This window comes from Desemzia sp. AGC72 (assembly GCF_057334175.1).
Genome location: NZ_JBHFIG010000006.1, coordinates 212,357 through 232,641 on the forward strand (window position 1 = coordinate 212,357; position 20,285 = coordinate 232,641).

At 36.7% G+C, this 20,285-nt stretch carries 19 protein-coding genes; 18 read left to right on the top strand and 1 reads right to left on the bottom strand.

All coding sequences use genetic code 11. The features are described from left to right. Positions 1-20 precede the first annotated feature (20 nt). On the bottom strand, positions 21-470 hold the full coding sequence (locus tag ACE025_RS04440) for a hypothetical protein (RefSeq protein WP_485937863.1): 450 nt from the start codon (positions 468-470) through the stop codon (positions 21-23). A gap of 127 nt (positions 471-597) precedes the next feature. On the opposite strand from ACE025_RS04440, the gene ACE025_RS04445 reads away from it, so the two are divergent. The 18 genes from ACE025_RS04445 (at position 598) to ACE025_RS04530 (ending at position 20,082) form a co-directional block, all read left to right on the top strand. Further along, a complete protein-coding gene (locus ACE025_RS04445; RefSeq protein ID WP_485937865.1) occupies positions 598-978 on the top strand; it encodes a VOC family protein in 381 nt (126 codons plus the stop codon). Between the two features lie 172 nt (positions 979-1,150). Next, positions 1,151-1,990 (top strand): BglG family transcription antiterminator LicT, encoded by an 840-nt coding sequence (gene licT / locus ACE025_RS04450; RefSeq protein ID WP_092479302.1) that lies wholly within the window; start codon positions 1,151-1,153, stop codon positions 1,988-1,990. 150 nt (positions 1,991-2,140) lie between these two features. Beyond that, entirely contained in the window at positions 2,141-4,093 is a 1,953-nt protein-coding gene (locus ACE025_RS04455) for a beta-glucoside-specific PTS transporter subunit IIABC (RefSeq protein WP_485937867.1), read from the top strand. A gap of 53 nt (positions 4,094-4,146) precedes the next feature. Continuing rightward, positions 4,147-5,562 carry a glycoside hydrolase family 1 protein gene (locus tag ACE025_RS04460; RefSeq protein WP_485937869.1) on the top strand — a complete coding sequence of 472 codons (1,416 nt, stop codon included), beginning with the start codon at positions 4,147-4,149 and terminating at the stop codon, positions 5,560-5,562. Positions 5,563-5,582: 20 nt separating this feature from the next. Continuing rightward, positions 5,583-6,992 (top strand): glycoside hydrolase family 1 protein, encoded by a 1,410-nt coding sequence (locus ACE025_RS04465; RefSeq protein ID WP_485937871.1) that lies wholly within the window; start codon positions 5,583-5,585, stop codon positions 6,990-6,992. 123 nt (positions 6,993-7,115) lie between these two features. Continuing rightward, entirely contained in the window at positions 7,116-8,633 is a 1,518-nt protein-coding gene (locus tag ACE025_RS04470; protein WP_485937873.1) for a glycoside hydrolase family 43 protein, read from the top strand. 325 nt (positions 8,634-8,958) lie between these two features. Then, positions 8,959-9,654: a DUF969 domain-containing protein gene (locus ACE025_RS04475; RefSeq protein ID WP_485937875.1), complete on the top strand. Its 696-nt coding sequence runs from the start codon at positions 8,959-8,961 to the stop codon at positions 9,652-9,654. A gap of 3 nt (positions 9,655-9,657) precedes the next feature. Then, positions 9,658-10,581: a DUF979 domain-containing protein gene (locus ACE025_RS04480; protein ID WP_485937877.1), complete on the top strand. Its 924-nt coding sequence runs from the start codon at positions 9,658-9,660 to the stop codon at positions 10,579-10,581. A gap of 335 nt (positions 10,582-10,916) precedes the next feature. Continuing rightward, positions 10,917-11,564, top strand: coding sequence for a pyroglutamyl-peptidase I (gene pcp / locus ACE025_RS04485; protein WP_485937879.1), 648 nt, complete (start codon positions 10,917-10,919; stop codon positions 11,562-11,564). 247 nt (positions 11,565-11,811) lie between these two features. Continuing rightward, entirely contained in the window at positions 11,812-12,018 is a 207-nt protein-coding gene (locus ACE025_RS04490) for a hypothetical protein (protein ID WP_485937881.1), read from the top strand. A 169-nt stretch (positions 12,019-12,187) separates the two neighbouring features. Beyond that, the gene (locus tag ACE025_RS04495; RefSeq protein WP_485937882.1) at positions 12,188-12,472 is read left to right on the top strand and encodes a DUF2089 family protein; all 285 of its coding nucleotides are present in this window, start codon (positions 12,188-12,190) and stop codon (positions 12,470-12,472) included. Then, positions 12,472-12,768 (top strand): hypothetical protein, encoded by a 297-nt coding sequence (locus ACE025_RS04500; protein WP_485937884.1) that lies wholly within the window; start codon positions 12,472-12,474, stop codon positions 12,766-12,768. The genes ACE025_RS04495 and ACE025_RS04500 overlap by 1 nt, the downstream gene beginning before the upstream one ends. A 461-nt stretch (positions 12,769-13,229) precedes the next feature. Then, the gene (locus ACE025_RS04505) at positions 13,230-13,898 is read left to right on the top strand and encodes a DUF421 domain-containing protein (protein ID WP_485937886.1); all 669 of its coding nucleotides are present in this window, start codon (positions 13,230-13,232) and stop codon (positions 13,896-13,898) included. A gap of 375 nt (positions 13,899-14,273) precedes the next feature. Further along, positions 14,274-16,028, top strand: coding sequence for an ABC transporter ATP-binding protein (locus ACE025_RS04510; RefSeq protein WP_485937927.1), 1,755 nt, complete (start codon positions 14,274-14,276; stop codon positions 16,026-16,028). 1 nt (position 16,029) lies between these two features. Then, the gene (locus tag ACE025_RS04515; protein WP_485937888.1) at positions 16,030-17,820 is read left to right on the top strand and encodes an ABC transporter ATP-binding protein; all 1,791 of its coding nucleotides are present in this window, start codon (positions 16,030-16,032) and stop codon (positions 17,818-17,820) included. A gap of 528 nt (positions 17,821-18,348) precedes the next feature. Then, complete coding sequence (locus ACE025_RS04520) at positions 18,349-18,534, top strand: hypothetical protein (RefSeq protein WP_485937890.1); 186 nt, start codon at positions 18,349-18,351, stop codon at positions 18,532-18,534. Positions 18,535-18,555: 21 nt separating this feature from the next. Continuing rightward, complete coding sequence (locus ACE025_RS04525) at positions 18,556-19,092, top strand: hypothetical protein (RefSeq protein WP_485937892.1); 537 nt, start codon at positions 18,556-18,558, stop codon at positions 19,090-19,092. A 321-nt stretch (positions 19,093-19,413) separates the two neighbouring features. Continuing rightward, complete coding sequence (locus ACE025_RS04530; RefSeq protein ID WP_485937894.1) at positions 19,414-20,082, top strand: PH domain-containing protein; 669 nt, start codon at positions 19,414-19,416, stop codon at positions 20,080-20,082. Positions 20,083-20,285 lie beyond the last annotated feature (203 nt).

The window sequence follows — 20,285 nt, forward strand, 5'->3', positions numbered from 1 at the left end:
TTGTTTTATTGAATTAATCTTTATAGAAAATTGACTACACCATACACAATGTGGCAGAACGTGAAAATTCCCATCGGAAAAAGCGCTATGTGATTTCTTTTCTCCAAGGCATAGAAAAGAAAAGCGGCGCAAGGAGCAAGGGTTAAAGCCAGAATCACTGCGAAATTAACAATTCCAATGTAATAAACGAACCAGGAAAGATAATAAACAGAACAAGAAAGAATAGTCGAAATCATTGGTTTAGATTTAACATTACGTTTTGGAGCAGCAACATTTACTGTGAAGCATAATATTCCGATAAAGATAACTTGACTAACAGAGGCTGCCGTATCGGAAATAGGAGTGACGGATTCTGTTCTTAATACATCATTAGGAGCAGGGAAGAAATACCAGACAACACTTGGCACCAGTAGAAAAACAGTCAGCCATAAACTATCTAAATTCAAATCAAAGGTATATTTTTTAATCATAATAAACATGCTCCTTATTACTGACAGAATTAACCATGACAATGAGTCTTTTTTTCATTATACTATTGGTAACGATTGCAATTAGTATAGCAATAAAAAATACGAGAATAAAATAGGAGAGTACACTATGCATATTGAACACATCGCACTATGGGTAAAAGATTTGGAAACTGCAAAAAAATTCTATTGCAACTATTTTGGTGCTACATCAAATGACGTGTATCATAATTCTGCTAAAGGTTTTAAATCTTATTTTCTGACATTTGCAGAAGGAGCTCGATTGGAATTGATGTCGCGTACTGATGTCACAGAAGCTCATGAACCAGCTATGTTAGGATGGGCGCATTTGGCCATTTCAGTAGGCAGTAAAGAAAAAGTGGACCAACTGACAGAGCAGTTGATCAAAGATGGCTACACCTGCCAAGGAAAACCGCGTACAACAGGTGACGGTTATTACGAAAGTGTGGTAGAAGATCCTGAAGGGAATTGGATCGAGATCACAGTGTAAAGACTAAAAAATAAAAAAGAAAGGGCTTGCATAACAAAAAGTTACATGGTATTATCTTTTTAAGGATTGTTACTGGTTGTGCAGGCAAAACCTAAATTGTTACGAAATGATAATTTTTTGTCATTTGGTATCAGTTTAGGTTTTTTTTATTGAAAGGGGGAATGTTTGCTGCATGCGAGTAAAAAAAGTATTTAACAATAATGTTGTGCTTGCCGAAACAAAAGGACAATCCGAAATGATTGTAATGGGTAAAGGAATCGGTTTTCAAAAAAAATCTGGAGATGCCATCGAAGAAGAGTTCATTGAAAAGAAATTTGTTATTCAAGAAGATGAACCAGCAGAATATTTAAAAGCTGTATACCAAACTCTTCCAGTTGAAGAATCAGATGCCGTTTTTGCTATTGTTGTTAAAGCCGAGCAAGATCTACAACAGACTTTTGATTCAAATGTTTACCTTACTTTAGCAGATCATATACACTACGCTATCCAAAGAACAGCTGAAGGAATTAATTTGAAAAACCCATTAGCTTGGGAAGTTAGACGGTTTTATCGAAGAGAGTATGAATTAGGGAAAGAAAGTTTAGCTATTATTGAAAAATATACGGGTACAGCACTTGATGCAGACGAAGCAGCTTCAATTGCATTGCATTTTGTAAATGCTCAAAAAGAAGGTCAACTGATCGAAGAAACAATCAAAGTAACCAGAATAGTACAAGATATTTTAAATATCGTTCGGTTGCATTTCGGAATTGTTTTTGAAGAAGAATCGATTTCTTATAATCGATTTATGACTCATTTGCAGTACTTTAGTCAACGAGTAGTCTCTAAAGAAACTTATCCAACTTCCCAAGATACCTTTTTACTTGAACAGGTCAAATCTAATTACCCGGATGCGCTAAAATGTACAGAAAAAATAGCTGTGTATATTTCAGAGAGCTATCAATTTCAAGTTTCTCCAGATGAAAAAATTTACTTAACCATTCACATCCATCGAGTAGTAAATCATATATAACTAATTAAATCTGATCTTAAAGGATTGTTACTGTTCAATCAGGCAAAACCTAAGCAGATAGTAAGTAAGAGCAAAGCAGAATTGCGCTCTTAGTATGCTATCCGTTTAGGTTTTTATTTTTACCAAATAAACTTAAAAAGAGGGATTAAAATGAAATATGAAGAATTAGCAAAAGATATATTAGATCATGTCGGCGGAAAAGAGAATGTCAGCAGTTTAGCACATTGTATTACAAGACTTCGCTTCAAATTAAAAGATGAAAGTAAAGCGGATACAGCTTACTTGAAGAAAAGAGAAGGGGTCGTAACTGTTATCCAAAGCGGCGGACAATATCAAGTGGTCATTGGGAATCATGTACCTGATGTTTACAACGCTGTTGCTAAAGTGGGTAATTTGAACACTGAGGGAGAAGTTCCAGTTGATGAAGGAGAAAAAGGAAGTGTCTTTAATCAGTTCATTGATATGATCTCTAAAATTTTCCAACCGATTTTAGGTCCGTTAGCTGCTACTGGGATGTTGAAAGGTTTAGCTGCAGTACTAGTGGCTTTTGGTGTAGCACAAACTAGCGGAACTTACTTATTGATTCAAGCTGCAGGGGATGGATTATTTAACTTCTTACCTATCTTCTTAGCTTTCACAGCAAGTAAACGATTTGGATTGACCCCTTTTACAGGGATGGCGATTGCTGCAGCGATGCTTTATCCAAGCTTAGTGAACCCAGCAGATGTTGAACCTTTGTATACATTATTTGCGGGAACGATCTTTGAGTCACCAATCTATATGACTTTCCTAGGGTTGCCAGTCATCTTGATGAGCTATGCTTCTTCAGTAGTGCCGATCATTTTGGCTACTTACTTTGGAGCAAAAGTTGAAAAAGCAATGAAAAAAATCATTCCAGATGTAGTAAAACTATTCTTAGTACCTTTCCTTACTCTATTGATTGTTGTACCGGTAACGATTTTAGCAATCGGACCAATTGCTACATGGGCAGCAACCTTGATTGGATCAGGAGTATCAGCTGTATACAATTTTAGCCCAGCAATTGCTGGAGCAATTATGGGTGGTTTCTGGCAAGTATTTGTAATGTTTGGTTTACATTGGGGTTTTATTCCAATTGCCATCAACAACTTATCCACTATGGGATTTGATACTTTGCTTCAAACGGTATTAGGAGTTTCATTTGCTCAAACAGGTGTCATCATCGCTATTGCGTTGAAGACAAAAGAAGCAAAAGTGAGACAATTGAGTATCCCGGCAATCATCTCTGGTTTCTTTGGGGTAACAGAGCCAGCTATTTACGGTATCTCTTTACCAATGAAAAAACCATTTATCTTAAGCTGTATTGCTGGGGCTGTAACGGGTGTTCTTGCAGGAGTATTCCAATTAACTGGATACAACATAGGGGGATTAGGATTGTTTGCTCTACCAGCGGCTATTGATCCATCAGGAGTCAATACCTTTAATTTCTGGGCAGCAGTGATTGTAAGTTTAGTGGGGTTAGTTTTAGGATTCGTATTGATGTACTTTACAAAAGTTCCTACTTTATATGAAGAAACAGCAACTGAAACAACTGGCACATCAACAAATGGTATGACCACTGATTCAACTGTTTCAGTATCAGCAACTAAAAATAGTCAAAACGTTGCTGAAAAAGATTTGATTGCTAGTCCGATGACTGGAGAAACGGTTGAATTGTCTCAAGTCAAAGATGAAGCATTTTCTACAGGAGCTTTAGGGAAAGGTATTGCGATTCAACCAATAGACGGAAAAGTTTATGCTCCTGCCAATGGGACCATTACGATATTGTTTCCAACTCTTCATGCTGTAGGACTCACAACAGAAAATGGCACAGAGATCTTGATTCATGTTGGAATGGATACCGTTCAACTAGAAGGTGAAGGATTTACAGCTCATATTAAACAAGGCGATAAAGTTGTTGCTGGTCAATTGTTGTTAAGTGTCGATTTAGATGTCGTTCGTGGTAAAGGTTATGAAACGATTACTCCAGTCATAGTAACAAACACAAACGACTATACAGACATTTTGTCTACTAAAGATAGAGACTTAACAAATGGAGATTATTTATTGTCCATTGTAGGCTAGGTAGAAACTGATTTAAAAAACAATCAAAAAGAATGAGAGAGGAAGAAAAATAGATGATAACAGAATTTCCAAGAGACTTTTTATGGGGCGGCGCAACAGCTGCTAATCAATATGAAGGGGCATATAATGTAGACGGAAAAGGATTATCTGTACAAGACGTTACCCCACAAGGAGGTTTTGGGCCGATTACAGATGGTCCGACAGAAGACAATTTGAAATTAGAAGGTATTGATTTTTATCACCGTTACAAAGAAGACATCGCACTTTTTGCAGAGATGGGTTTCAAAGTTTATCGCACATCTATTGCCTGGTCGCGTATTTTCCCAAATGGAGATGAGAGTGAGCCGAATGAAGCAGGTTTAGCTTTTTACGATAGAGTATTTGATGAGTTGCATAAATATGGAATCGAACCATTAGTAACGTTATCACACTACGAAACACCTCTGCATTTATCGAAAGAGTACAATGGTTGGACCAATAGAAAATTAATTGGTTTTTACGAAAATTATGTACGAACTGTATTTACTCGGTACAAAGACAAAGTGAAGTATTGGCTGACGTTTAATGAAGTCAATTCAGTCTTGCATGCTCCATTCATGAGTGGTGGAATCCTGACTCCACCTGAAGAACTGTCTAAACAAGATTTATACCAAGCTGTTCATCATGAATTGGTTGCTAGTGCGTCTGCAACAAAAATCGCGAAAGAAATTAATCCAGATTTCCAAATCGGCTGTATGGTCATCGCTATGCCAACGTATCCAATGACACCTAATCCAGATGATGTTGTGGCAGCAATGCATGCAGAGCGACAAAACTACTTGTTCTCTGATATCCATGTACGCGGAAAGTACCCTAATTACATCAAACGTTTCTTCCGCGACAATGACATTTCGATTCATTTTGAATCAGGTGATGAGGAACTTTTGGCTGAAAACACGGTCGACTTTATCTCATTCAGTTACTATATGAGTGTTGCTCAATCGGCACACCCTGAGAAATACAATAAAGGAAAAGGAAATATTATGGGAGGAATCGCTAACCCTCATTTAGAAGCATCAGAGTGGGGATGGCAAATCGACCCGAAAGGTTTATATATTGCCTTAAACGATTTCTATGATCGTTACCAAAAACCATTGTTCATTGTGGAAAACGGTCTGGGAGCAGTAGATGAGTTGATTACTGACGAAAACGGCAATAAAACGGTCTATGATGATTATCGGATTGATTACATGAATGATCACTTGGTTCAAGTAGGCGAAGCCATTAAAGATGGCGTAGAAGTCATGGGTTACACTTCTTGGGGTTGTATTGATTTAGTAAGTGCTTCTACTGCAGAAATGAAAAAACGTTATGGATTCATTTATGTAGACCGCAATAATGATGGGACAGGAACACTAGAACGTTACAAAAAGAAAAGTTTCTACTGGTACAAAGATGTCATTGCATCCAATGGAGCAATTTTAAAATAGAAGAGAGGGGAATGTAATCAATGAATCAACCAAAGGTATTTCCTGAAAACTTTCTGTGGGGCGGCGCAACTGCTGCGAATCAATTTGAAGGTGCTTGGAACGTTGATGGAAAAGGTCCATCAGTAATTGACGGGCTGACGTGTTCTCGCGATATGAAAGAGCGTTTTAGAGGGGTAGGAGATTATCATCCTTCACATGTGGGAATAGACTTTTACCATCGCTATAAAGAAGACATTGCTTTATTTGCAGAAATGGGTTTCTCGATTTTTCGTTTATCCATCGCCTGGACAAGAATTTTTCCAAATGGAGATGAAACTGAACCGAATGAAGCTGGGTTAGCTTTTTATGATAAAGTTTTTGATGAATTAGACAAATATGACATAGAACCTTTAGTGACTATCTCTCATTTTGAAATGCCTCAGTACTTAGTGGATCATTATGGAGGATGGAAAAACCGTCAATTAGTTGATTTCTATGTTCGTTTTGCAACAACTTTATTTGAACGATACAAAGGGAAAGTAAATTATTGGCTGACGTTTAATGAAATCAACATGGCGACGTTTATTCCTCAAATCTCAATTGGTTCAGCGGCTGATGAAGGTGAAAATCCAGAAGAAGTGATGTACCAAGCGCTTCATCATCAATTTGTTGCGAGTGCGCTGGCAACTAAGGAGGCTAAATTGATTGATTCAACAAGTCAAATAGGGTGTATGATTGCCTATGCGCCTGTCTATCCATTGTCTTCCAAGCCTGAAGATGTTTTTACGGCAATACAAAAAGAAGAAGAAAAGCATTTTTTCACAGATGTTCAAGTCAGAGGATATTATCCTGATAATAAGTTGGCTTATTTTGCAGAAAAGGGTATTCATATTGAAGTAGAGCAAGGAGATGAAGAAATATTAGCGGCTTATCCGGTTGATTTCATTTCGTTCAGTTATTACTCATCTGGTGCCGCAAGTTATGAAGAAACGGGTAAAAAGAATAACGGCAACGCAATGATAAGTGAAAAGAATCCTTATTTAAAAGAGTCTGAATGGGGATGGGCAATTGATCCGATAGGGTTACGGACATCACTAAACACCTTATACAATCGTTACCAAGTTCCTTTAATGGTCGTAGAAAACGGATTGGGAGCTGTTGACGAAGTTGTAGACGGCAAAATTCATGATGATTATCGGATCGCTTACTTAAAGGAACACATAGAAGCTATGCGGGATGCGATCATAAAAGACGGAGTAGACTTGATTGCGTATACTTCTTGGGGCTGTATTGACTTAGTCAGTGCAGGAACGGGAGAAATGGCAAAAAGATATGGATTTATTTACGTAGATCGTCAAAATGATGGATCAGGTTCATTGAATCGTCTTAAGAAAGATTCCTTCTATTGGTATAAAAATGTGATTGCATCAAACGGTGCGCAACTGAATTAAACGAATAGCTTGCTGACTAAAGTCAGCAAGCTATTTTTTACTACAAAAGAGCTTATTTTAACAGTATAAATAGAAAGCGTTTTCTTGGATAATCAAGCTATAAAATGATAAAGGAGATATGAAATGAAATTTAAAAACCCGATTATCAGTGGCTTTTATCCAGATCCAAGTATTTGCAGAGTAGAAAATGATTTTTATTTGGTGACCAGTACATTCGAATATTTCCCAGGTGTACCAATTTTTCACAGCACGGATCTTGTGAACTGGGAACAAATAGGTCATTGCTTAACTACACCAAAGCAGCTGCCATTGAACGAGACACCAAGTTCTTGCGGTATTTATGCGCCTACGATACGCTATCATGATGGCGTGTTTTATATGGTGACCACAAATGTATTAGAAGGCGGAAATTTCTACGTTACGGCTACAGATCCGGCTGGACCATGGTCAGAACCTATTTGGTTTGAAGACAACCAAGGAATCGATCCTTCATTCTTCTTTGATGAAGACGGGAAATGCTACTTGACTGGAACTGGCGGTGTTGGCGAGAAGCCGGGTATCTATCAAGTAGAAATTGATGTGCAGACAGGGAAATATCTTTCTGAACGTAAACTTATATGGGAAGGAACTGGTGGTGCGTATCCGGAGGGGCCTCATCTTTATAAAATAGGAGAGTACTATTACTTAATGATTTCAGAAGGCGGAACAGAATATGGGCACATGTTGACGATTTCCAGAAGCAAAAATCCGTATGGTCCATTTGAAAGTTACGAAGGGAACCCTATATTGACACATCGTAGTAAGGATCATCCGATACAAGCTACAGGTCATGCCGATCTAGTGCAGCACATAGATGGTTCTTGGTGGGCTATATTCTTGGCGTTTAGGCCCATTGGTTATCCAAGAAAACATCATTTAGGTCGGGAGACATTTTTAGCACCGGTTACTTGGACAGAAGACGGTTGGCCTATAGTGGGAGACAACGGTATGATCGGGGAAGAAATCGAGCATGATTCCATCACATCAGTACAGCGTTTCGATTGGAAAGAAAGAGAAGATTTTAATCAATCTGTATTAGATCACAAATGGATTTATAGAAGAAATCCAATAGAAGAGAATTACGTGCTGAACGAGCAAGATGGTACCTTGAGTCTGATCGGTTCTCCAGCAACGTTACGGGATACTGCAAGGCATACGTTTGTTGGGCGTCGCCAAGAACATTTTGATTGTGAAATATCAACATTGCTGCATTTTAAACCGCAACACTCTGAAGAAGCTGGATTGACGGTATTTGCTAATGAACACTATCATTATGAAATTGGTTTAAGAACTGTAAATGATAAACAGGAAGTATTTTTGAGAAAAAATGTTGGTTCAATAAGTGTGATCGAAAAAAGTTTCGGTTATGAAGAAGACTCTATTGAATTACGTATCCTAGCTGACTCTGAATGGTATAAATTTGAAATCATTTCTCCTGATGGCGAGATTGTCCATCTGGGACGTGGTGAGTGCGGGTTGTTGGCTACAGAAGTCTCAGGCGGCTTCACTGGAAACGTATTTGGATTGTATGCAACTGGTAATGGAGAAAAGAGTCAGAACGAAGCCCATTTTGACTGGTTCAACTATAAATTAAGAAAATAAAACAATCTACTCTTTAAATACTCATTTACAGGTATGATAACGATTCATTTAATATTGAAAGACCAATTATTTGGAGTGAGAACTCAGGCCTGAATTTAAGAAAAGAAACCCTAGAATGAAAAGTGTATTTTCCATTCTAGGGTTCTTTTTTGTATAATATTTCACCTATACCAAAATTTGAAATGAAAAAAATATGCAAATAAATACGTTTTCAGTCAAAAAAAAGTTGCAAACCTTCTAAGATATCTTTAATCTGTTTATTAACGCTTATTCATAAATATGAATAAAGCGTACATAATAATAAAGAAGAAAGAAGTGGGAAGCAGTGGAAATTATTAAATTAATTGGAATCGCCATTATCGTTGTCGGTTTTATATTTAAATTCGATACTATTGCGGTTGTTTTAATAGCAGCTCTAGCAACAGCTTTGGTTTCGGGAATATCATTTACAGAATTCATATCTTTACTTGGAGAAGCTTTCGTAGCTAATCGTTTAGTTACGTTGTTCTTATTGACATTGCCGATGATTGGAATATCTGAGCGTTTCGGTTTGCGTCAACAAGCTGTAAAGCTGATTGAAAGAATCAAAGGATTGACTCCTGGACGTATGTTGTCTCTTTATATGGTTATCCGGGAAATGGCTGGATTATTCTCTATCCGCATGCAAGGACAAACTCAATTTATTCGTCCTCTTATCGAGCCGATGACTCAAGCATCTGCAGAAGCTAAATATGGAGAACTGGATGAACAGGATGTTGAGCGTATCAAAGCTCGTTCAGCTGCCACAGAAAATTATGGAAATTTCTTTGCTCAAAACACTTTTATTGCAGCTTCAGGAGTGTTATTGATTGCAGGAACGATGAAATCACTGGGCTATGATATCTCCGCTGTAGCAGTTGCGCAAGCTTCTATTCCAGTAGCTCTGATTGCATTGGCTTTTGTAGCTACTTCAAACATATTGTTTGATAGAAAATTAAAAAATAAATACGGTAAAAATCCAACTGAAAAAGGAGCTGAGTAGTCAATGGAATCAACGATCAATAATTTATTGGAATTTTTCTTTATTTTAACTGGATTTTTATTGATCTACACTGCTGGTTCAGTATTTGTAGATAAAACGCATCCGACTAGATTAGGCACTACTGTATTTTGGCTTTTGTTAGGTGTAATATTTGCTATAGGAAACTTCATTCCATATTCTTTAAGTGGGATCATGCTATTAGTGATTGGTGTCCTGACTTTATTGAAGCAAGTCAAACTTGGTCATGTTCGTCCAATCGAAGAGGCTAAAGCCGGAAAAGCTAGTGACCGTATCGGTAATTGGATTTTTCTTCCAGTTGTTGTATTAGCTGCAGTTGCGGTCAGTGTGGCACAATTTACTGAACTTGGCGGACAAGTTGGAATCGGTATTGGTGCAGTAGTTTCTTTACTGACAGGTATGCTCGTCACGAAAGCAACTCCAAAAACAGTTATGGATGACAGCAACCGGATGATTCAACAAGTTGGGACAACAGGTATTTTGCCTCAATTGTTAGCAGCTTTAGGAGTGATCTTCACAGCTGCAGGCGTTGGAGAAGTAATTGCTGGAGGAATCTCAACAGTGCTTCCTGAAGGAAACCGCTTCTTAGGAGTCGTTGCTTATTGTTTAGGAATGGTCATTTTCACAATGATCATGGGAAATGCATTTGCAGCATTTACAGTCATTACTGCAGGGATCGGGGTTCCGTTTGTTATTGCACAAGGAGGAGATCCTGTAATTGCAGGAGCTCTAGCTATGACAGTAGGATTCTGTGGAACACTATTGACTCCAATGGCAGCAAACTTCAACGCACTGCCAGCAGCGCTATTAGAAATGAAAAACGAATCAGGTGTTATCAAAGAACAAACACCATTAGCCCTGATCATGATCGTTGTCCACATAGCCCTAATGTACTTCTGGGCATTTTAAAAGAAGGATATGGAGATTGCTGTTCTGGCTTGATGAGAAAATCACGGAAAATTGTTTGGGATTCTTTTCAATCCCAAAAGGTATCTTTGTTGCTTCATTGCTAGGCCTCGCAGCTCAACTCCAGGATGTGGAGTGCCTCGTTTAGCTCCGGCAGAAAAACCTATTTCATTTTTAGAGGATGCTTTTTATCCTCAAAAAATGAAATGATTTTCTCCGAGGAGCTGAGGCATGCAGCTCAACTCCAGGATGTGGGAGATTGCGTCTCTAGTTCGAAAGTAAGATTAGTGGTATAATTTCAACCAATATTAAACGATTTAAAGAAAGGGATTTTAAACATGAAAATTTTAGTTACTGGATTCGATCCATTTGGCGGAGAAAAAATCAATCCTGCATTGGAAGCTGTAAAAGGATTAGCTGATACTATTAATGGTGCCGAAATTAAAAAGTTGGAAATTCCAACAGTTTTCAATAAATCAGCAGAGGTAGTAAAAGAAGCTATCGAAGATTTTCAACCTGATTACGTATTAAGCATTGGTCAAGCTGGGGGAAGATTTGAGATTTCTCCTGAGCGTGTAGCCATAAACGTCGATGACGCACGCATTGCGGACAATGAAGGAAACCAGCCAATTGATGCTCCTATCAAAGAAGACGGTGATGCAGCTTACTTCACTCAATTACCCGTCAAAGCTATGGTAACAGCGATAAAAAATGCCGGTATTCCGGGAGCCGTATCAAATACAGCTGGAACGTTTGTGTGCAATCATATCATGTACCAAGTTCAATACATGATTCACACCAACTTCCCTGAAATAAAAGGCGGATTTATCCATGTTCCTTATATTCCAGAACAAGTTGTAGACAAACCTGGTCAGCCAGCTATGAGTCTGTCAGATATGACAAAAGGCTTAACAGCAGCTATTGAAGCTGTTGTAGAATTTGATGGCAAGGAAGACTTGAAACAAGTTGGAGGAGCTATTCACTAAGCTTTTGCAGGAATAGAATCAAATATAGGTAGTAAGGTCGATGATGCAGAATTCACTTTATGTGGTTTCCGTGACATTGACTTTATTTTTTTTTGTTTTTTTATCCTAGCCCCTATCTTTCTGCTAGAAAATAACGTAAGGTATAAGAGTAAAGTCCCTTATTATTGAATTTGTTAATCAAGCAATATTAAGAAATCCTTGAGACAATTTATTGAATCGGTGGATGGAAACAAAGGAGAAGTGAATAATGGGAATAAAAGACTTTGAACTAAATTTTGAAATGATCCAAGGTTCCAAAAAAATCAGCTGTGAAAGAAAAAAAGAGCTGTTCCAAAACTTTTTGAATGAGATAGAAATGATATTTTTTCATTCGACTGAATATAACAATTCGCCAGAAAAAAAATCTGCTGAGAATTTGTATAGCCAAATAAAAAATTATTTAAATCAAGCATAAAACCTCGAGAAAAAATCTTGAGGTTTTTTTTGTCCTTTTCATGGATCGAATACATATTGGCATTCGATCCATGAAAAGGACAAAAATTTAATAATATTAATAAAAATATTGAAATAATTTTTAATAATGTTAAAATAAAAGTAAATAATTTTTAAAAAAGGAGACGAGTATGGAGAATTACCCATGGTTTGATAATTTGGAAAAAGACGAAAAAGAGTTTATCAGACAGTTGATTTTAGCATCTGGATCTTTAAAAGAATTAGCAAAAGTATATGAGGTCAGTTATCCAACTGTAAGATTGAGACTAGACCGAGTGATTAATAAAGTGAGATTATATTCAGATAAAGAAAAGGATCCATTTGTCAGTTCAATTATGCAAATGGTGATAGAAGATAAAATCAGCTTAGATAATGCAAATGAAATTATTGAAAAATATAAAAAAGAGGTGCAATAATGGATTTATTAACGATATATATTCTGGTTCCTTTAATAGCGGTATTCGGTCTACAGTATTACTTTGGATATAAAGAATACAAAGCATTAGGTTTCGTATTTCCAATTGCTTTTATCGGGTTAGTGATTTTCTTCGTTTTAGAAGGAGTACTGGAGTTTTCAATAAGAGACGTATTGATGCCGTTTCTTGGTTTGTTCACATTAGCAGGTATATGGGAAAGTGGTCATGATAAAAAACAAAAAGCTGTACAGAAGGAACTAGACAAAATGAAAGCTAGAGATCAGCAAAGAATTTAGCAAGGTCTAGATGCATATGAAAAACACATACGGAAAGCATGTGATTTAATCAATTATTGAGTTAGAAGATGCAGAATGCAAAGCAAAATCAAAGGAATTTTAGAGCTTACAATCATCGTGATAGTCACAATGATGATTGTGCAATATGTAAAAGATCAATATATGAATTGGGCTCAAATCTTTATGGTAACGGTCATTTTTGTAGTTAGCGTAACTCTGGGAGCTTTCTACCAACATAAGCGTTACTCCAAAAGAGGCACGAAATAGCCGGCTCTCTTCCTAGAATAAGACATTTCCAAGTTATGAGCATAAAAGAGGGGTTATCAAGAGAAAAGTGATATAAATAGGATAGGATGGATATGTTATTGCTCCTGTAGTTATTTACGAAAAATTAAGGGAGTGATTGATACTATTCTACTTAATGGAAACAATCAAAAAGTGTAATTAAGGTGGGAAAGGGTATGCTCATATCGATAGCTCTTAAATTAATATTTGGATTGTTAGGTCTATTGATCGTCGTTCGGTTGATAGGAAAAAAATCATTATCCAATATTACTCCATTCGATTTAGTTTATACACTGGTATTAGGCGGAATTTTAGAGGAATCCATTTACGATGACAAAGTGGGCGTTGGACATTTGCTGTTCGCATTGGTGTTATGGGCCGTAATGATTTATCTTATAGAACGAGTCGTTCAAAAAAACGACAAAATCAATCATTTATTAAAAGGAGAACCTTCTATACTGATAAAAAATGGCGTTCTAAACGTAAAAGAGCTGTCTAAAAATCATATTGAATTAGAACAATTGAGAACGATGCTAAGACAGCAACAGTGTTTCTCAGTAGAAAATGCCAGACATGTGGTATTGGAAAACGCCGGACAAGTTAGTCTGATCAAAGAATCAGACGACGATAAAGTCATGTCTATTATGGTAATAGACGAAGGCGTCATACAAAATAGAGTTCTTCAGACGCATGATTTAGAACGAGCTTGGTTGATGGAAAATTTAGAAAGAAAAGGATACTTTTCCTTAGAAGATATTCTTTACGCTGAATGGTCTGAAGAAAATGGTTTTTATATTTTAACAACTGATGACGTTTTAAACAAAACTTATCGAATAGACGGGTAAATCAGAAGTGCAAAAGATAATAAAATTCACTAAAATATCGTTCATCCATCAAATGGCGACTACTAAGTTATGTTATAAGCGAATCTGCTTTTTTTAATAACGATGAATATTTCTATGAAAGAAGCGACTTCATTGTAGAAGTCAGCTTCTTTTTCAGTCCAGTTTAAGACAAATTAATGAAGCTTACTTGTGGTAAGCGTTATGCTTATGCTATTCTGGAGCTGGACGTTTTTTGACGAGCTGAATAATTATTTTAGTCGAATAATAAAGGTGCTGCTATTGAGAACAAATAGGAAAGATTTCTAGTTGTTCTTTTTTGTGGGAAAAGATGAAATACGGATGGAAATGAAAATAGAAAAAGGAAGGATTGAAAAAATGTTTTCTACGTTTAAAAAATATGGATGGTTCTTCAAGCTGCGCTGGAAGAGCTACACATTTGGTGTTGTGGCATTGATTATTTGTGCCATACTGCAAGTTATGAATCCTAAAATTATTGGGACAGTCATTGACCATTTTGTAGAAGGGACATTGACATGGCCTATTTTACTGTCGTGGGTTGGATTGATTGTTTTATTTGCACTTATTATGTACGCGTTGCGTTATGGATGGAGAATGGCTTTATTCGGAAATTCAACGTTGATTGAGTCGATTCTTCGTAATCGATTGTTTTCTTTTTTTACTCGAATGGACGCAGAATTTTTTCACAAATACCGTACTGGAGATTTGATGGCGCATGCGACCAATGATTTAGCAGCGATTCGTTTTGTGGCTGCTGATGGAGTGTTGACATTGACGGATGCCTTGTCTTTAGGCGGAGTAACGCTGTTTTCAATGTTCTTTTTTATTGATTGGCAACTAACGCTGGCTGCTGTTTTGCCGTTTCCGATTTTGATCGTCGTTTCTACTCGTTTGGGGAAAATGATTCATTCTCGTTATCGCGGAGCTCTGCAGGCTTTTTCTTCCATGAATGACCATGTTCAAGAAAGTGTGACAGGAATGAAGGTATTGAAGACTCTTGGAGAAGAAGAGGAAGATTTTTCTGCTTTCAAAAATGAGACAAGGCATGTAGTGGATGAAAACCAAAGTGTTTATAAATTAAAAGCAGCTTTGAATCCTAGTATTGAAATCGTGATGGGTTTGACTTACGTCATTGCTTTACTAGTTGGCGGAAACTTCGTACAGATCGGACGAATCTCGATTGGAGATTTAGTTGCGTTTATGAGTTACATTGGAATGATGCGCTGGCCATTATTGGCAGTTGGTGGTCTGATCAATACGCTGGAGCGCGGAAGTGCGGCTTATGACAGAGTAAATGCTTTATTAAGTTATAAACCTGCTATTGTTGAAAAAGAAAATCCACATCTGGGAGCTCTGGATGGCGATATTGCATTTGATATTCGATCTTTTACTTATCCAGAAGATACTCAGGCTGCTTTAACTGATGTTTCTTTCACAGTAAATCAAGGAAACTTGTTGGGGATTGTCGGAAGAACAGGTGCTGGGAAAAGTACGATCTACAAATTATTGATGCGCGATTATGATCAATACGAAGGCCGAGTGGCTTATAACGATATTGATAACAAAGACTACAGTTTAGAGTCTCTTAAAAAAGGAATCGCTATTGTTCCCCAAGAAAACTTCTTGTTTTCAACAACGATTCGAGAAAATATTCGATTTGGGAACCCGCGTCTTTCACAAGAAGAAGTGGAGAAGTACGCTAAAATTGCTAATATTCATGAAGATATTCTTCAATTTCCGAATGGTTACGATACGGAAGTCGGTGAACGAGGTGTTTCTCTGTCGGGAGGACAAAAGCAACGGATCGCTATTGCTCGTGCATTAGCTGTAGAATCTGAGTGCTTGATTTTAGATGATTCTTTGTCTGCAGTAGATGCACATACAGAAGAGGCTATCTTAACTTCATTGAAACAAGAAAGAAGCCATAAAACAACAATCATTTCTGCTCATCGTATCAGTTCTATCATGCACGCAGATGAAATCATTGTGATGGAAAACGGCACTATCAATGAGCGAGGTACACACCAAGAATTGATTTACACACAAGGATGGTACAACGATATGTACCACAAACAACAATTGGAAATGAAGCTAGATAAGGAGGGAGTATAATATGGAAGCACAAAAACAAACTTCTTTCTCTCTCAAAGAATCCTTTAGTATTTTAAAAACGTTGTTTCATTTTGCAAAACCATTTAAGTGGTTTTACACTGTTTCCTTTATCTTTTTAGCTGCTGGATCGGCTATAGCTGCATATTTACCGATTATTATCCAACGCTATATTGATACGTATTTGACAGACGGAACGGCTACTATGGAGATCACCGTACGGATCGTTATTTTTTATGGGATTTTGACATTGCTGAAAGCAGCTTCAGATTATGCTAAAGATTTTTTGTTTAATACAGCATCTGAAAGAACAGTTGGAAATATTCGAAACCAATTGTACCAAAAAGTGGTGACTCTTGGGATGCGCTACTTTGACCAAACGCCTGCCGGTACAGTGGTTTCACGAGTAACTAACGATACTGAGACCATTAAAGAGTTTTGGACAGTCTTTTTAACGATTGCTACCGGACTATTCAATGTTATCTCAATCGGAATCGCGATGTTTGCTTTGAACTGGAGGATGGCTTTGGTATTTGTCCTGTTTATTCCATTTATTGTTTGGATCGCAGGAGTTTACCGTAAAAGAAGTACATTAGTATATGGGCAAATGAGAAGGGTATTGAGTCAATTGAATGCAAAGTTGAGTGAATCCATCAGTGGGATGAGCATCATTCAAAAATACAATCAAGAAAAAAGATTGATTGATGAATTTGATGAAGTCAATCAAGATTACGTTGTGTCACGCCGGTCAATGTACAGTATGAATGCTTTGCTATTGGCTCCGGCTATCAATGTTATTGAATCCCTTGCTTTAGTCGCAGTCTTAATTATTTTTGGTTACCAAGATTGGAACCAAAGTGCTGTAGATATCGGGCTGGTTTATGCTTTTACCTCTTACTCGCGCTCATTCTTCCAACCCATCAGCCATATGATGAACAGCTTGAGTTCATTACAAGACGGAATTGTTTCTGGGCACCGAGTGAAAGAATTATTGAACAATAATGAACTGGCTCCGACAACCAACGCTGATAGTGAAGCTAGAATCACTGAAGGACATATTCGTGTCAGCAATTTGAATTTTTCTTATGACGGAGAAAAACAAGTCTTGCGTGATATCAATTTTGAAGTGAAACCGGGTGGAACGGTGGCTTTAGTCGGTCAGACGGGATCTGGTAAAAGTTCAATCATTAATGTATTGATGCGCTTTTACGATTATTTTGATGGGGACATCACAATTGATGGGCATTCTTTAAAAGACATTCCTGTAGAAGAGCTGCGCAGTAAAATGGGATTGGTGTTACAGGACAGTTTCTTATTTTACGGAACGATCTTGGACAATATTCGCATGTACAGCGGGGAATATACGGAAGAAGAAGTGAAGAATGCAGCAGAATTCGTTTATGCCGATGACTTTATCAAAGAAATGGACCAAGGTTACCATTCAAAAGTAATCGAACGCGGAGCGAGTTTATCTGCGGGAGAAAAACAACTGATCAGTTTTGCCAGAACGATTTTACGCTCACCTCGTATTTTGATTCTTGATGAAGCTACTGCTAACATCGATACAGAAACAGAAGAGAAAATTCAAAAAGGGTTGGCAAACATGCGTAAAGGCCGGACATCGTTGATTATTGCTCATAGATTGTCGACCATCAAAGATGCTGATTTGATCTTAGTAATGAAAAACGGACAAATCATCGAACATGGGACGCATGATCAGTTGATTGAGAATAAAGAAACTTATTACGACATGTATCAACTGCAAACGTATCAAGAAAAAACTGGTGAAATGTAAAATGAGTAAAAGAAACACTTTCTGTTTAAGGAAAGTGTTTCTTTTTGTGTACAGAATTTTTTGAGAAATTAAATAATGATTGTCTTTCTATGCGAAAGCGTCTTCTATATAATAGAAGTAAATAAAATGAACTGTTAGAAGTCGTAAAGAGATGGAAATAGGGACAAGAGATAGTTTATTTCTGATTCTTAAAATAATGATGGAGCGAGTTTTAATACGGGGGCTAAGATGGGAGACTTTCCTATACAAGAATCTTATGATTTAGGAGCTTATTTTGTTGCTTATTGTATTATGATTACCTCTTTATTACACTCGCTATATTTTATATAGGAACCTCAATTATAGAATTCATCCGCAATATAACTGAAGATTTTTGAAAGAGTACTTTTTATAAAAAGCAGCTTCAAGATCAGGAGGGAATATAATGATTTACTTTTTGATAGACATGATTGCATCCATTGCAGAAAGTATCAGCTGGGCTAATCTTGAGAAATTGACGAATCGTAAAGAAAATGAGGAGGATGGAAAATGAAATTCCTAAGCGGGGTCATTGCCATTTGCAGCTCATTATGGTTGCACGTATATCTTTTTGGGTTACAAGAAACTTCTTCTGCTGGATTTAACAAATCTTTTTATGTGTATGTAGTAATGATGTTTGGATTAGGCATTTTTGCACTTTATTTATCTTTTACAGAACGAAAGAAAAATAAATAAGTTTAAGAAGGAGAATCATGGATGCTGAGATTATTAATCATTATTGCTGTAATTGCGATATTTGTGTATTCCTTTAAGCAATCAAAAACATATTCACCTGCAAAATCGTCATTTAATACAGTCCTTACTTTTGATCCTGAAGTTTATGTGGATATCCGATTTTATGAAGTATTTAGAGAAGTATCCAAATGGGAAAAAAGTGGAGCTGTATCGTTCAAAGGGGACGTAAATCTGTCAAAAGAAGAGTTTATTAGATTAGTTTGCGAAGTATTGAACATGAAACCGGAAAAGTTTCGCGTAACGCGTTTGTCAAAAAAAGAAGGAGAAGAAACAGATTATATCGTCACTTTTGTAGCCGTTCCTAAGCCAAAGATCGAAGACTATCCAAATTTAGAAATAATAGGCAATTGGGAAAATTATGGGGAAAATAGCTACCGTTTATGGGCTAGTATTTCGCAAGAGGAATTTAAAAAGTTTATGATCCAAGAATTATCGATTCCAGAAGATAGTTTCACTATTTATTCACCTGCCAACATGATATGGACAAGATTGTTATAAAAAAGCAATTGTAAAATGAAAAAGTCTGGCTTTTATTTCATAAAGTATCAAAAGTATTTAGTGATGAGTAAAGGAAGATGAGTATGAAGAAGAAAAAGAAATGGCTGTGGTTTGTATTAGGGATCGTAGCGGGGATTTTAAGTAGAGAACTCTTTTACATGTTTTCTAGTTAGTTGCTATCGACAAAAATGACAGTATATAAAATTGGTTTCTGCTAAAACCTTTAATTATTGTCTTATATGACAAGATTTTCTAATTTTTATTGAACATGAGGTATGATGAAATCAAATTAAACTGAGATGGGGCAGAGGAGGATATGGAGTGGCATTTTCGATATGGAACCAAGCAGAACAATTTTATAACCATACGTTGTTATGGATAGCTTTAGGCAGCATATTTATTGTCTTTATAGGGTTATTTATTGTTTTTTATGCTGAGAGAAAAAAGGCTTCCCATTTTATTGGTGTTTTGACCATCGTACTATCATTAGTAGGGCTTTGGACGTTCGAACAGCATCAACAGTATGCTTTATATTTAAAAGAATACAGCTTGATCAGCCCGCTAATACGAGACCGACAAACTGATGTGATTGTCCCCGTTTTTTATTCTGAGCGTGAAAAAAAGGTCTATGCGGATTTAAATGATTTAGAGAGTTTACAAGAACTTAGTATGTATAAAGAAAAAGATAAATATATAAAACTCCATTATCTTGGGGAGGACAAATTTTTACATTACTTCGAATACAAAGGAAAAATCTTCCATACATCAACTAGAATCATCTATACCGATGATGTGTCCGATGCACAATTAGTAGGAAGTGATTTCACATTAAAACATCCTAGATATATGGAGATTGGGTTTAATAATGACTTAAACACGATGTTCTGTGCCGTCGAAGTAAACGAAAAAGATAAACAAAAAAGTTATACTCCCGAAGTGGGACAATACATCCCGTCAATAAAAGACATTTTCCATCAGTGGAATTTTTGAAGATGACGTACTACTGATTCAGGTTTTTTTATTGGTTCGTTTTTCAGCTTTCAATTCTTTATAAGATTCAATAATATCTAATACAACAAGCAGAAAAACAAATGGATAGAACAACTGCAACGGGGTGTCCAGTCAGAAAATTTAGTTGAGTATTAGATAGGTAAGTTATGTAAAAAAAGTCTAAATACGATTATCATTTTTCT